Source organism: Bacillus sp. TH25 (genome assembly GCF_016650935.1).
Taxonomy (GTDB): Bacteria; Bacillota; Bacilli; order Bacillales; family Bacillaceae_G; genus Bacillus_A; species Bacillus_A mycoides.
The window spans coordinates 1,224,550-1,238,207 of record NZ_JAEKEU010000009.1; the positions used below are offsets into that span (position 1 = coordinate 1,224,550).

Below are 13,658 nucleotides of genomic sequence, written 5' to 3' on the forward strand. Positions count from 1 at the left end.
TAATGCAATTTATCTTTAAAAGTGTAAATAGTGAGATGAGAAAAATTGGTGGGAGAAAATTATTATTAATCTCTTTGTTTTTTTCGTTATTATCAAGCTTTTTGTGTATAAGTTATTTTATTTTTAATAAGAATCATCCCGACATGTTTCAATCTACAAATCTTATAGCAATTACAGTAAATTTTAATACACTAACGTTAAGTATTTTTTCTGCTTGTATGTGGTATTTTATCATTTCTTCGGAAAATAAATATGGTACTTGGGCCATTATTTATACACAGCCCATTTCGAAACTTAAATTATTGGTAACTAAAAATTTAATGTTTATACTGTTCTATTTGGTCTTTAATATTTCGAATTTTTTGGTTATGGGTATCTATACTTTTATAAATGGATATGAAATATCAATACTTTATTTTTTAAAAATGTTGATACTTTGTACGATTTTATCTCTAGCAATACCATATTCTCAATTGCTTTTTCATTTAATTATAAAAAAGGGAATTCTTGCGGCATCCTTGTCAGTTATTTGGCTTTTTTTCTTTATAACATATGGATTATTCCCTTTAATATTTACAAAGACATTTCCAATCTTTTATTCATTGAATATAGTAAGTGACGTAGCGTTTAAAGAAACAATTATTTTATTATATCTTGCAATTTCTTCAATATATATTTTAGGAATTATGTTATTGTCTGTGAGTTTTAAATATTATACATATGAATAATAAAGGGTGAAACAAGTGGGTATTTTAGGTGAATATAAAAAAAGTCTTCATAATGGATTGTATATCCTGTTACTAGTATTTCTGTTGATTCCAATTAGTTTTCAAGTTTTACTAACTGTATCGTCTCAATTAAAAGATAGCGTTTTCATGCATATAGCGATTCTGAGCCTTTTTTGTAGGTTATTTTTACCTATTGCGATAGGTCTATTAGTGTCATTTTCTTTTGTAAACGAATTCAGAAGAAAAGGATATATGTCTGCTATTTATCACGGGATCACTTTAAAAACTATATTAAGTAATAAGTTTTTATTTTGCTTAATAATTACTTTTGGTTATTTACTATGTGCTTTAATCATAACGAGTATACCTATAGTATTAACGGTTGATAATCTCGGGACTGTTTATCAAAGTTTAAGTTTTTCTATACTTTTTATGGTAATTAGCTCTTTAATTATTGTGAATCTACATTTTTTAATAAATATAATATTTTATAAAATCCCGTTACTTTCATTATTAGTAGGGGTTATAGGTGGACTTGGTAGCTTTTTTATCTCTCATACAAACTATTGGATACTATTCCCTTGGTCATATCCAATTATGAGTCTTTATATTGATGGCATTGAAACAAAACAATTGTATATTATTCTCTTTGTATATCTATTATCATTACTAAGTTGTATATTGATGTTGTCTACTTTATATAATAAAAAATCAATGAGATGGAATTAAGGTTACAATGAGGAGTGTAGCATTAGTAATAATAAAACATGTTGTAGTTACTACAATATGGATCTCGATACGTTAAGCCAATTAATAAGACATGCGGATCAAATGTTATTGAATTCGAAGAAGCTAAAGTATGATAGATGTCACTTATGGTCACTCGAATATCTATTACTAATTTACTCTATTTAAAAAAAGTAGCTGCACAAAAGTAATCTGTACCCTTTGTAAAGGACATTTTGAAAAAAGTTAGGCAACATCAAGAAGATGATTTCTGTATCCAACAGGAGTCATCTTTTTTAAATTCCATTGATATCTATAGTGATTATAGTACGTCATATATTTCTTAATCTCTTGTTTCAACTCAGTAAAAGACTCGCAAGGTTTTATATGTGCTTCATCTTTCAGATGACCAAAAAATGATTCTTGTGGAGCGTTATCCCAACAGTTCCCTCTTCTTGACATAGATTGTCCGAGCTTTAGCTTTTTGACTAATTTTTGGTAGGTAGGGCTTGTGTAGTGGGCTCCTTGATCTGAATGAATATATGCACCTTCAGTCAATCGAATCCTCTTATTCCGTTTTAGTTTATGAAGAGTTGTTGTTACGAGGTCTAATGTCATCTGTTCTGAAACATGGTAAGCTAAAATTTCATTGGTTGAGCCGTCTAAAATTGTAGATAAATAAGCTCTTTTATTCTTACCGTAAACTAAATAAGTGATATCTGTAAGAAGCGTTTTTCCTGGGGTGTTTTGTTTAAATTCTCGATTTAATTGATTCGGCACTACTCGATGTTCTTTTGAAGCTTTCAGCATTCTTTTATAAGGATTTGCTTTCCGAATCGGACAGACAATCTCATATTTTTTCATGATTCTACGGATACGCTTTAAATTGTAGACAACTTGAAAATGACCCACCAATGTCATTTTTATTTGACGAGCCCCTTTCTTTCGATTTCTAAATCGAAGTGCTTTTAATATGATTTCTTTCACGATTTCATCTTGATTGTTCTTTTGTTTCCGTTGTTCTTGAGATGAAATGGAAAAATAATTATAGTATCCCGAACGGGATACACCAGCTACTTTACACAAATAACTCACCATATTTCTTAAGTTATATTTTATGATGACAGAACGAATCAGGATATATTTCTGACTAGGTGATAAAGTTATTTCCTTCTCATCCTCCCTTCCATAAGTTTGATCTTTTTTAACAATTCATTTTCTGCCTTTAGTAAGTTCCGTTCGGCTTCTAAACGAGCATACTTCTCTTCTAACGTAAGCTCTCTCTCAAGAGTTCTTCCCGCGTTTTGGCGCGTATCTCGCAAACCAAATACACCATTTTTTCTGTAATCAGCACGCCATCTACTTCCTGATGACATAATTCGTTTCATTCCAATCATATCTATATCAAAACCACATTCTTCAAAAATATTTCGAGGTAGTTTTCCTTTCTCATTTTCCTCAATAAAAATACGCTTAAATTCATCTGTATAAGTGATACCTTTCTGACTTACAGATTTTATGTAGGGGTTATTTGATAGAATTTGAATGTCTCTTTCTGTAAATAGCTTTTTTGTCATTTTGAACTTTCTCCGATCCCAATTTTCTCTCATTATACAAGAAATACCCTATAGAATAGACTTTTTTTTCAGTGTCTATTCTATAGGGTACATTTTAAAGCGCAGCTACTTTTTTTCATACAAACATTATTATGCAAATAAAAACCTTAACGTAAACTTGCGCTTAATGGTACTTGAGAATAAACTTTGAAATTACTACCATAAGTACCGTGTTGAGAAAATGAGGAAGAAATTGAGCTGTTCCAACTTTTGTAGGTAGATCCAGATGTATCTGCTCTTAGAAGTACGTTTGAAAAGCTAGCTTGGCTAAAAGAATTACTTCCAGTATCTTCAACGCCCTGAACCATTTTTACTGGTTCATATTGAGAAAACGTACCATATACAGGTTGATTTACATATTTAGGACTTCCATTTACATACATAGTAACCGTACCATTTCCGTTATTAACTAGTTTAAGGTTTACTCGATCACCATCTTTAATTGATGTATCATACTGTGTGTTCCAATACTTACTGTTTTGACCTGATTCATTATATCCTGAATTAAGAAATACTTTATATCCACTTGATGTTTTTGAAATACCACCCTCAACTTTAGAGGCTCCAATACCTAAATACCAATTCACATATCCATCCTTAACAACAACTGATTTTGGTAGATTTATATCAGCTGCAATCCCGGTATAGTTACTATTTGTAACACTTTTTACAGCACCTTCTGTAGCTGCAAAACTTGTAGTTGCAAACATTGATAGAGCAATTAGAAGTGAACCAACTAGATATATCATTTTTCTCTTACTTTTCCTTAATACTTGTTTCATTTTAGGTCCCCCTTAATTTTTATTATTAAATTGCATGGAAAGTTGGCCAACTAACCACGACTTACAAATCAAAGATACATTAGGTTTCATTTAATGTATATATTTTCCTGTTATAAGTCATTGAAATGTCAAACAAATTGAATATTTCATATTTATCAATATAGGGGGAGTTGACAGAATAAAATAGTCCTTCTATTTGAATTTAGGAAGGTTTTGTAATTAATATTATTAAAATCTATAAACTGGTTGGGTATAATACGCAATACCATTCATTTGTGAGAGATAGAAATGGAATTAATGCAGGGGATTTTCAAAAGGGGATATCAGAAATTTTTAGAAATGGAATAACAACAAATGAAATAAATTAAAGGCTGTTGTAAAGGCATCTATGTATGAGAAGGTAGTAGGAATGAGAAGTAAACTTTGTAGTTACTTTGCCTTGGATGAAAGAAGATTTAATAATTGTTTAATAGGGTTCGTTTCCTAGTTAATACGTAGTTCCTGGGGGGAGGGGAGAATGCCTAAAATAGAGAATAGATTTGTTTTAACCAATCCTTTTCAAAATAAAAATAGTAACGCGAATAGTCCGAAACACATTTGTTTCGGACTAGGGATTCACAATTTCTCTCATTTTGATTAAACAATTTTGTGGATTAAAAGTTGGATATTTTGACTATTTAAGCAGGACAAATGATATTACGTTAATCAATAGATACTTCAACAGAGACACTCGGTATTGTGGGTGATGGTGTATCTCCACCATTAAAGGAAGAAGGTTGTGATACATGTAAACTAATCATGCTACATGCTAATGCACTTACTACTACCATACTTAATACAATTTTTTTTATTTTTTTCATTACTTTAACGCTCCTTTTCTCAAATGATTCTTATTGGCATTATTGCTAATGTAGAAATATTTGCTCGCCTTAACATGATTATCTGCCTGGTAAAATTGGAGTGCTAAAATCTCTGCATGTTCTTTTACACAATCCCACATGCCCTCTTTTTCAAAATAAGAAATTGCATCAGTAACTACTTTTTCTAGTTTAATTCTAGGCAGTTCTGTGATTAGTTCATTTAAAACTGCGAAACGGTGCTTATATTCCTCATTTCCGGATTCATTTGTATATTTCATTCCCTGTTCGATATATGATTTTGCTGTTTCAACGCCTTCTAATTTATAATATGCTCTTGCTAAGACAAATAATGCTTTAAAATGGTTCGGTATTTTATTTATAATTTCAGAACTCTGTCGGATCGCCAATGGATATAAATCTTGAATATTATATAACCAGCCCAAATTGTAACGTACTCTTAATAATAAATGTTCTTTATCATACTTCTTAAAAACATCAATAACCGTATTGAGACATTCTTCAGCTCTTTCAAACTCTCTTAGATCTATACAAGCTAAACCATATACATTGTCGCATAAAGCAATATTGATTTCATATCCTACATGATTCAGGTATATTTCTTTCGCTTTTACTACATGTTGAATCGCTTCAAATGGTTGATAAGACTGATAAAAGTAAGTTGAAATTCTATACTTAAACTCGGCTTTTTCTACTTCATCAGGTATATCAATTAAAAGTTCTTCCGCCTTTTCAAAATGTGTTCTCGCTTCAGTATAATTTGCTATAATTGTAGAGTGGATTGCCTTAAAGAAATGATAGTAGTAAGCTAAAAATGAAAATTCATCTTTGATATTAGGGAGCTCTTCTATTTTATTAAAAGAATCTTTAGTAATACTCATTCCATCTACCAAGACCTTATATCTAAAATTCAGTAGTGAATAATAGAATGATAAATATTGGTCTGTTTCTATTCCTTTTAAATTTTCTTGTACTTTTAGATATGTTTGTTTTGCTTCTTTTTCATGATATGAACGGATTTCTTCATACCATTCATTTAATATTTTCATCAATTGCTCATTGCTTTTTTCTTGAACAGTCATAATATCCCCCTTTTCTCCGTATAGGCTTATTCTGATAATAACAGGAATTAGATACTTTAAATTTCACTATGAGTTTTTTTCATAAATATACAGAATATTCTGAATCAATCGAGTGTCCATACTTTATTTAATGCGACAAAATATAAGAAAGTATGAGTTTCGTCGATGGATTTTTTAGATGTTTAAACCGTTCCTACTTAATTTTTCTTATAGGAGGTGGCGTAGAATTATGACAGAAACGGAGATGGTATACACCGCTAGTGTATTGAGAAATATATAGCGATATTAAACTTCAAGGGATTCCACGAAGATAAATAGAAGTATACCTATATCTATTTATAATGAAAAAGGGGCGTTGGTTAGTATGATAAGTTTTGGGATTAATTTACGCACTATCATTAGTTATACACAAGAGAGTAGGAATCGTAATAATATAAAGATTATAAGTCAGTTAGGAATAAAGTTGTTTGATATATACGGAGAACCGTTACCAGTATCAGATGTTAATCGAGAGTTAGTGACGGCTTTAAAACGTCAAGACATAAATAAGCAGCGATATATAATAAGTCATTTAGAAGGATAAAAAAACTGATATTATGGGGCGTTTCTTTACAGGAGGCGTTTTTATTTTGCGTAGAAATGAGGATGTAGCCTTTGCTTCAAATAGAAAAATGATAAAATACTGCAAAAATAGTAAAGGAGAAGGATGGCGAATGAAAGGAATCGTTATTTTAGGCAAGGAGAGGGGGACTTAATACTATTTGTTTGACAGAAAAAGATTCATTTACAGGAAAGCACCGACAAGTGAAGAGAAGAGGCATCATAATTCATTGTAGGTCGTTTTTTCTGGTTTGAAATATATTATTTGTGACAATTAAATCGTACATTGATATTGCAATTTTTATGTGGACAGGCATTACCTGACCACAATTGTCGTACTAAATGCGAGTACGTACACGTATGTTGAACAAAACTTAACATGTACAGAGATAATAAGGTTGTTTAATTTACAATAAAGTCGTTTAAAACAAAATAAGGTTCTTTAAAAAACACCAGTCATGTTATTCAACAATCGGGCCATATTTCTACATTGTGCATGTTTGATTGGTAACAGGGCGTAGTAGCAAAGATGACACTGGAATTTCCATTACCCCATACCGAAAAAAAAGGGTATAGGTATACTTTCCTGTTTAAAATGTTGTTCGTATAGGAAGCGAATAAGCTTCCTATACGAACAACATTACATATTAATAATTTAGAGGGTTTTAAAAATAAAGAGGTGGTTTTTAAATGTATAATGATTCAATATATTATCCTTATATAAATTATGATCAATGCTTCGATCGTCAATTCCCTGGTCCTCAGATTCCAGGTATACCTGGAATGCCAGGTTTTCCGGGTGTACCAAGTTTTCCAGGACAGCAAAGTTCACAAGCTCCAACATCTCCTCCCCCATCATTTATTCCTCAACAATCAACTGCTTCACCATTTGCTGTTGATCCAGGAGCAATTTCATTATGTTTATTTCGAAATACTTATATATGGCTTAGTAATGGTGAACAGTTTTGGTATTTCCCAATTTTTGTAGGACCAAGGTCTGTTGCTGGTTTTAGATGGAACGGTAGGTTTTGGGTTATTTTTGGAATTGATACGAGAAGGATTATTTCATTTACATGTTTTTAAAAATTATAGAGTAACGATAGAGGTTTAATTATATAAACAAAAGAGGTATTTGAATGAAAAAATTTCAATCATTTGATGGTACAATAACTATGATTAACGATTTTGTAACAGGGTCAAACGAAGATATAGGATGTAATAAATTAATGTCCGTAGATAATGGTTATGGGAATCTAATAAATTTTGTAGTGAAACCAAATACGTATTTTATCGACTATGCAACGGTAGTAGTAGGAGATAAAGTAACTGGGTTTTACGATGCTAACGCTCCTGCTCTTCTCATTTTTCCACCACAATTTCAAGCGATTGTTATGGCGAAATATACACCGCATCAAAATGTAAAAGTAGACTATTTTAATGAACAGTTGGAGAGTAGTGATGGAAAATTAAAATTAAATATTTCTCCTTCTACTCAAATTTTATTAACAAATGGTCAATTCTTTACAGGTAATCTTGTAAATCGAAATTTAATAGCTATTTATAGTTTTACAACAATGAGTATACCAGCTCAAACTACACCATATAAAATCATTGTTTTGTGTCAAAAGTGATTTCTATTCTAAAGGGTCTCTCGGTTTATCAAACTACAATCCATTGTAGAATCAAAAATTTTAGCCATCTTATTGACCAGGATCATAGGCATGTCAAGAGACGTTTTGCTAAATCTGCAGGATTTCAAAATCTTCGTCATGCTTCACGTACGATAAAAGGTATCGAGACCATTCATGCCCTATATAAATAACGGCGAAGTCTTCAAAGAGACTCCGCCTTTTCAACGTACAATAGTATTCCTTTCTAAATATGAAGATAAAAGTATCATAAATACATCAATATCATGAAGATACAGGAACCTAATATGTAATATTGCATATTAATAAATTTATATGAGTATATATAACATGAAAATCACTATAACGAACATGCAGGTTTCCTTTTTTATTTGTTATTTTTATCAGTAAAGTAGACCACATATCAGCTTCAGATACTTGTTTTATGATACAAGTAATCAAACAAAAGGAGGGCCATACACCATAATTACACCATTATTAACAGGGCACTCTTTTAAGTACAGGAGATTATTAGCGGGTGGAGAAAATGTTGAAGATATACAGACAGATAAACATATTCCATATGAAAAAAATGAATTGCAGCAAACTCTAGAAAAGTACGATTCGAAGGAGTTTGAGTTATAAAAAGAAAATAGATAAATTGACAAGAGAAAAGCACTTTGTGTATATCACAGGTGTTTTTTATTTTCATTTTGATATAGGGATTGATTTAAATTCCCATGTTTTTTTGCGGCCATCCAATACTACATATGTACATATTCATTATTGAAATTAGTAATAATAAAATGTATTATTGAAAAGCACTATTTATAATTCAAGTAATCAAGGCTATGTACCCATAATAATTTGAACATTCAGAAATTATAATATTATCATAAAAATGAGGTGAGGTTAATAGAAACAGTACATATTAAATGGTATGGATTGTATAGTTTAAATGATTTTTATAATAGAGAAGAAGCTTTTAAGAAGGGAATATTTGCAATCTCTAGAGTATATGATAAGAATGAAACATTGATCTATATAGGAAAAACCAAAAGAAGCTTTATACAAAAGATAAGGGAACTTAATAAAGATTGGATTTTTGATGAAAGCGAATTAAAGATTACATTAGGAATAATAGAGTCTCCTAGTGGTGAAAGTTACTCTGAAAAAAAGGTAAAAGAGATAAAATCCCTTTTGATTTTACGACATACCCCAGTAGAAAACAACACATCTTTATTGTACCATAGAGGGCAGTTTAATTTGAAAATTATAAATAAGGGAAGAAGGGGCTTAATTGTTAAAAAGATTTCTACAGGAGATCTAATGTGGACGTAATTGGAATCACCTTTGAATAAAATTGAAGGTTTCTTACGAACAGATGCTTATCAATTTATAATGTAATAAAATATTTTTGAATAACATATGTCAGATGCTTGAAACAACACAAATTTTATTATGATATGAAATCTTGTATGGGAATTGTAATTCATTTCCATTGTTTAATGAAAATATTAAGAATTATAAGAATAATGCATAAAGATTAGAAGAGAAAATAAACTCGGAGGTTTAAAAAATGGGACAAGGAAGCAGGTTTCAAGAAAAACAACAAAATCGTCGTAAAAAGGTGATTTTTAATAATGCATTTACTTTGGTATTAGTGACAGTTGGTATAGTGACATACCAGTTGTTTTCCCCTTCTGATACATCAAAGAAAGCAATTGCTCAAGAAAAGAAAGCAACAAAGATAGAAGAGAAGAAACATAAAGAGAAAGAAGCAGCGCAGTTAGAAGAGAAGAAACGTGAAGTGAAAGAAGCAGCGCAGTTAGAAGAGAAGGAACGTGAGGAGAGAGAAGCAGAGAAGAAACGTGAAGAGAGAGAAGCAGCACTGTTAGAAGAGAAACAAAAAGCAGAAAAATCGGTAAAAACGAGCGAAAATGAAAATAAAGAGGGAGAAAAAACGGCATCTCAAGAAAAGGGTTCTCAAACTAATCCTTCTTGGAAGCCAATTGGTACAGGGCAAGGAGCAAAACCTGCAATGAAATTTAAAGAAGGAACAGTAGATTGGAATGAGATGAAAAAAGCAATTTCTTATGCTGTTGATGTTCCAGAGGGTCAATTGATTTTTGATTTTATTGGAAATAATGGTGAAAATAAAGCCTACGGTAATGTACGAGATAAGCAAAGTAATAAAAAATATAAGGTTGATATTGATTGGGTAGAGAATCAGGGCTGGAAACCAGTATCTGTTCAAGTGGTAAAATAAATAAGCAAAATGTAAATGCTATCCTCTCTTGTTGTGAGCGACTAAGCTATTAAGTGATGATATAGAAGTTCATATAGTAGAGATTCCAAAGTTGATGCAGCAATGGCGCGAAGAGAAAGTCAATCTGGGGGAAGATTCGTTTGTTCGTTGGTTATTATTATTACCTGAGAATGAAGATGAACATCTTACACAAACATTGGGGGATATTGCCATGAACCGAGATCCGTTTTTACAAAAAGCAATGAATAAATGGGAACGTATGAGTCAAGATTCTTCTTTCCGTCAAGCATATGAAGCAAGAGAAAAGGCCTTAATGGATGAGGCAGTAAAATTTGCTCATGCAGGAAAACAAGGAATTAAAAAGGGAATCGAACAAGGGGTTGAGCAAGGAAAGATGCAACTCATTCGAGGCATGCATAAAAATGGTGTGTCTGTAGAAGACATTGCAAAGCTTACAGGATTACCAGAAATAGAAATACAGCGATTTTTGCAGAGCTAGTTCTTAGAGAAAGCATTTTATCCAATAAAATGCTTTCTCTAACTCTGCCTGAAAAGAAGATGAGATGTCTCAATCTTCTTTTTCTATTTTTAGGGGATACGGAAACATCACTATCAAGCTAATAAAAACGAAATAATCCAAGACTGAAAAAAATGGGAGTATCTCATTTTTTTTCGGTTTCTGACAGAAGACTCCTTCCTCAAAAATATAAAGGTGTGAAACACTAATTTTAGGTGGGAGATGAATATCAGTAGGCGTAAGCCTACGTTTTTTATATACTGTAGATATCCTATAAAAAGGTGAGGTGCACCCTATGTTAGTAAGTAAAGCATATAAATTTCATATCTATCTAAATAAGAATCAAGAAATATTAATTGCTAAAACCATTGGTTGCAATCGCTTTGTATTCAAAACATGAAATTAATTAGCTAAATTCTTCTCTAAATAAAAGACCACTGATTTTTTAACGAATTCCTCGAAAGAATTCTCCTTCCTCAAGCGCATGAAGGGCGTAGCCCAGCGGTAGGTGGGAGATGAATTTCGGTTTGGCGTAGCCAAAAGGCTTTGCTTTTTATTTTGCCTCTGATATAATCAGTCTTATAAAGTGCAAAGGTTGGTATATAAATGAAATTAGACAGCAATAATCATTCAGTGTTCTTGTTGTATTATCATCTTGTGTTGGTCGTAAAATACAGAAGAAATGTGTTTGATGATGATATGTCAGATTATGCAAAAGACATGTTTATCAGGTTATCCGAGAATTACAACATAACACTGGTTGAATGGAATCATGATGTAGACCATGTTCATATTTTGTTCAAGGCACATCCGAATACAGAAATGACAAAATTCATCAATGCTTATAAAAGTGCAAGTTCTCGACTAATCAAGAGAGACTTTCCACAAGTGAAAAAGAAACTCTGGAAAGAAATGTTTTGGTCAAGAAGTTTTTGTTTACTAACTACTGGTGGTTCGCCAATAGACGTAGTAAAGGAATATATTGAAAATCAAGGTGAAAAGTGAGGTGAAATGATATGACAAAGCATAATAAAGCATATAAATTCCGTTTGTATCCAACAGAAGAACAAGCATATCTTATGCGTAAAACCTTCGGTTGTGTACGTTTCGTGTATAACAGAATGTTAGCTGAACGGAAAGAAGCGTACGAAAAATACAAAGATGATAAGGAACAACTAAAGAAACAAAAGCTTCCAACTCCTGCGAAATATAAAACAGAATTTGAGTGGTTAAAAGAAGTTGATTCATTAGCTTTGGCAAATGCTCAATTAAACTTGCAAACTGCCTATAAGAATTTTTTTAGTGGTCAAAATGACTTTCCGACATTCAAAAGTAAAAAAGACAGAAAGTCTTATACAACGAATGTAGTAAACGGAAATATTATGTTGCTTAATGATCATATCAAATTGCCAAAACTGAAAATGGTACGTTTCAAACAGCATAGAGAGATACCACAAGACCATATTATCAAGTCATGTACGATTTCTATGACATCTACTGGTAAATACTATGTGTCCATCTTGACTGAATACGAAAAAGAGATTGTACAAAAAGAAGTAGAAACAGTTGTTGGATTAGACTTTGTGATGGATGGATTATACGTTAGTTCTGAGGATGAGAAAGCCAATTATCCTAAGTTCTATCGTAACATGTTGGACCAATTAGCAAAGGCACAACGAGTATTAGCAAGACGCAATAAAGGCTCTGGGCGCTGGAATAAACAACGTATTCGTGTAGCTAAGTTACATGAGAAAGTAGCTAACCAACGTAAGAATTTCCTTCATCATGAGTCTAAAGAGTTGGCTACTCATTTTGATGTTGTAGCCATTGAAGACCTAAATATGAAAGGAATGTCGCAAGCACTTCATTTTGGAAAAAGTGTCGCTGATAATGGGTGGGGTATGTTCACTTCTTTCTTAGCTTATAAACTAAACGAACAAGGAAAACAACTTGTGAAAATAGACAGATGGTTTCCTTCCACAAAAGCATGTAGTAGTTGTGGAAATGTGAAAAATATGACATTGTCTGAACGAGTCTATTCTTGCATATGCGGTGTAAATCTCGATAGAGATTATAACGCAGCTATCAATATCAAAAATGAAGCAATACGCCTATTAGCGTTAGCATAAATAGCAATAAAATAACCTTTGGAACAAGGGAGTTAGCTCGGCTGTCTTAGGACGAATTCGTTAGCTATCAAAAGTAACGACTAACCGAGAAGCCCCCACTTCAAACAGTCCGTTAGGACGTTAAGTGGCGGGTAGTTCACGGGTGACAACACTGCATACAACTGAATATTAAATTAGCAAAACATTGTTGAAAAAAAAGATAAAAAGAGAAGGCACTCAAAATGAGGATCCACTGTTTTGCTAATAGATTAGCGCTGAACTAGGATGACGGTGGTCATGCATAGCGTTCCATTTAGAAGTGGTGGTTCTTTATATATTACAATTAAGAAATAACGATATGTATATTTGCATTTGATTTAACGGTTAGTTTTTTCAATAATAAAAATATGGAGATAAAACATTCTACTAATAAAAGGTAATATTTTACCTTTTTAAAATATCAATTCTCGTCTTTATATACATATATTTATACAGGTGGATTAATCGACGTTATTTGAAAAAATTCATTTGAATGATACATCTTACATTTTGGAGGGGACAAGAAAAAATGGGGAATAAAGAGAAAAAGCCTAGCGATTCAGAATAAAAAACTAATTAAAATAAAATTTCATACAATTCGAAAAAATTGCAAAAATTCTCTAATATGGTTTATACTGTAATAGGAGTGATTAATAACCAAATAGTTAATGTTGTGTATTAATTT

At 31.7% G+C, this 13,658-nt stretch carries 14 protein-coding genes and 3 pseudogenes; 13 read left to right on the plus strand and 4 right to left on the minus strand.

The window, feature by feature from the left end:
• Positions 1 to 2: 2 nt before the first annotated feature.
• Both JFT89_RS10585 and JFT89_RS10590 read left to right on the plus strand, forming a co-directional pair.
• Positions 3 to 728: an ABC transporter permease gene (locus tag JFT89_RS10585; RefSeq protein ID WP_201039928.1), complete on the plus strand. Its 726-nt coding sequence runs from the start codon at positions 3 to 5 to the stop codon at positions 726 to 728.
• 15 nt (positions 729 to 743) lie between these two features.
• Complete coding sequence (locus tag JFT89_RS10590) at positions 744 to 1,457, plus strand: ABC-2 family transporter permease (RefSeq protein ID WP_201039929.1); 714 nt, start codon at positions 744 to 746, stop codon at positions 1,455 to 1,457.
• A 243-nt stretch (positions 1,458 to 1,700) separates the two neighbouring features.
• Here JFT89_RS10590 and JFT89_RS10595 read toward each other — a convergent pair.
• The 4 genes from JFT89_RS10595 to JFT89_RS10610 form a co-directional block, all read right to left on the minus strand.
• Positions 1,701 to 3,031, minus strand: a protein-coding gene (locus JFT89_RS10595) for an IS3 family transposase (protein ID WP_201039536.1) whose coding sequence is annotated in 2 segments (ribosomal slippage) — positions 1,701 to 2,647 and positions 2,647 to 3,031 — 1,332 coding nt in all. Because the reading frame shifts where the segments join, the coding sequence is not laid out codon by codon here.
• A gap of 146 nt (positions 3,032 to 3,177) precedes the next feature.
• A complete protein-coding gene (locus JFT89_RS10600) occupies positions 3,178 to 3,852 on the minus strand; it encodes a hypothetical protein (RefSeq protein ID WP_012259820.1) in 675 nt (224 codons plus the stop codon).
• Between the two features lie 701 nt (positions 3,853 to 4,553).
• Positions 4,554 to 4,712 carry a Phr family secreted Rap phosphatase inhibitor gene (locus JFT89_RS10605; protein ID WP_002144187.1) on the minus strand — a complete coding sequence of 53 codons (159 nt, stop codon included), beginning with the start codon at positions 4,710 to 4,712 and terminating at the stop codon, positions 4,554 to 4,556.
• A complete protein-coding gene (locus JFT89_RS10610) occupies positions 4,712 to 5,812 on the minus strand; it encodes a response regulator aspartate phosphatase (protein WP_063218449.1) in 1,101 nt (366 codons plus the stop codon). Before JFT89_RS10610 ends, JFT89_RS10605 begins: the two co-directional genes overlap by 1 nt.
• Positions 5,813 to 6,176: 364 nt before the next feature.
• Here JFT89_RS10610 and JFT89_RS10615 point away from each other — a divergent pair, with 364 nt between their 5' ends.
• The 11 genes and pseudogenes from JFT89_RS10615 to JFT89_RS10660 all read left to right on the plus strand — a co-directional run bounded on the left by JFT89_RS10615 (position 6,177) and on the right by JFT89_RS10660 (position 12,955).
• Entirely contained in the window at positions 6,177 to 6,395 is a 219-nt protein-coding gene (locus JFT89_RS10615; RefSeq protein WP_002144183.1) for a hypothetical protein, read from the plus strand.
• A 46-nt stretch (positions 6,396 to 6,441) separates the two neighbouring features.
• Positions 6,442 to 6,567, plus strand: a complete 126-nt coding sequence (locus tag JFT89_RS30485) for a hypothetical protein (protein ID WP_256508296.1) — start codon at positions 6,442 to 6,444, stop codon at positions 6,565 to 6,567.
• Positions 6,568 to 7,102: 535 nt separating this feature from the next.
• Positions 7,103 to 7,495 carry a collagen-like protein gene (locus tag JFT89_RS10620; RefSeq protein ID WP_201039930.1) on the plus strand — a complete coding sequence of 131 codons (393 nt, stop codon included), beginning with the start codon at positions 7,103 to 7,105 and terminating at the stop codon, positions 7,493 to 7,495.
• A 53-nt stretch (positions 7,496 to 7,548) separates the two neighbouring features.
• A complete protein-coding gene (locus JFT89_RS10625; RefSeq protein WP_201039931.1) occupies positions 7,549 to 8,043 on the plus strand; it encodes a hypothetical protein in 495 nt (164 codons plus the stop codon).
• Positions 8,044 to 8,066: 23 nt separating this feature from the next.
• Positions 8,067 to 8,231: pseudogene (locus JFT89_RS10630) on the plus strand (DDE-type integrase/transposase/recombinase); the annotation flags it as partial.
• A gap of 715 nt (positions 8,232 to 8,946) precedes the next feature.
• The gene (locus JFT89_RS10635; RefSeq protein WP_201039932.1) at positions 8,947 to 9,381 is read left to right on the plus strand and encodes a sodium:proton symporter; all 435 of its coding nucleotides are present in this window, start codon (positions 8,947 to 8,949) and stop codon (positions 9,379 to 9,381) included.
• A gap of 238 nt (positions 9,382 to 9,619) precedes the next feature.
• On the plus strand, positions 9,620 to 10,309 hold the full coding sequence (locus tag JFT89_RS10640; RefSeq protein WP_201039933.1) for a YrrS family protein: 690 nt from the start codon (positions 9,620 to 9,622) through the stop codon (positions 10,307 to 10,309).
• Between the two features lie 43 nt (positions 10,310 to 10,352).
• A pseudogene (locus tag JFT89_RS10645) lies at positions 10,353 to 10,808 on the plus strand (Rpn family recombination-promoting nuclease/putative transposase); the annotation flags it as partial.
• 313 nt (positions 10,809 to 11,121) lie between these two features.
• Positions 11,122 to 11,217, plus strand: a pseudogene (locus tag JFT89_RS10650) (helix-turn-helix domain-containing protein); the annotation flags it as partial.
• Positions 11,218 to 11,432: 215 nt separating this feature from the next.
• The gene (gene tnpA / locus JFT89_RS10655) at positions 11,433 to 11,831 is read left to right on the plus strand and encodes an IS200/IS605 family transposase (RefSeq protein WP_201039934.1); all 399 of its coding nucleotides are present in this window, start codon (positions 11,433 to 11,435) and stop codon (positions 11,829 to 11,831) included.
• Between the two features lie 11 nt (positions 11,832 to 11,842).
• Positions 11,843 to 12,955, plus strand: a complete 1,113-nt coding sequence (locus JFT89_RS10660; protein ID WP_201039935.1) for an RNA-guided endonuclease TnpB family protein — start codon at positions 11,843 to 11,845, stop codon at positions 12,953 to 12,955.
• Positions 12,956 to 13,658: the final 703 nt, after the last annotated feature.

Coding starts and splice junctions, on each gene's coding strand:
- JFT89_RS10620 (WP_201039930.1), top strand. CDS start 7,103: ATGTATAATGATTCAATATATTATCCTTATATAAATTATGATCAATGC.
- JFT89_RS10605 (WP_002144187.1), bottom strand. CDS start 4,712: ATGAAAAAAATAAAAAAAATTGTATTAAGTATGGTAGTAGTAAGTGCA.
- JFT89_RS10625 (WP_201039931.1), top strand. CDS start 7,549: ATGAAAAAATTTCAATCATTTGATGGTACAATAACTATGATTAACGAT.
- JFT89_RS10600 (WP_012259820.1), bottom strand. CDS start 3,852: ATGAAACAAGTATTAAGGAAAAGTAAGAGAAAAATGATATATCTAGTT.
- JFT89_RS10615 (WP_002144183.1), top strand. CDS start 6,177: ATGATAAGTTTTGGGATTAATTTACGCACTATCATTAGTTATACACAA.
- tnpA (WP_201039934.1), top strand. CDS start 11,433: ATGAAATTAGACAGCAATAATCATTCAGTGTTCTTGTTGTATTATCAT.
- JFT89_RS10640 (WP_201039933.1), top strand. CDS start 9,620: ATGGGACAAGGAAGCAGGTTTCAAGAAAAACAACAAAATCGTCGTAAA.
- JFT89_RS10610 (WP_063218449.1), bottom strand. CDS start 5,812: ATGACTGTTCAAGAAAAAAGCAATGAGCAATTGATGAAAATATTAAAT.
- JFT89_RS10660 (WP_201039935.1), top strand. CDS start 11,843: ATGACAAAGCATAATAAAGCATATAAATTCCGTTTGTATCCAACAGAA.
- JFT89_RS10585 (WP_201039928.1), top strand. CDS start 3: ATGCAATTTATCTTTAAAAGTGTAAATAGTGAGATGAGAAAAATTGGT.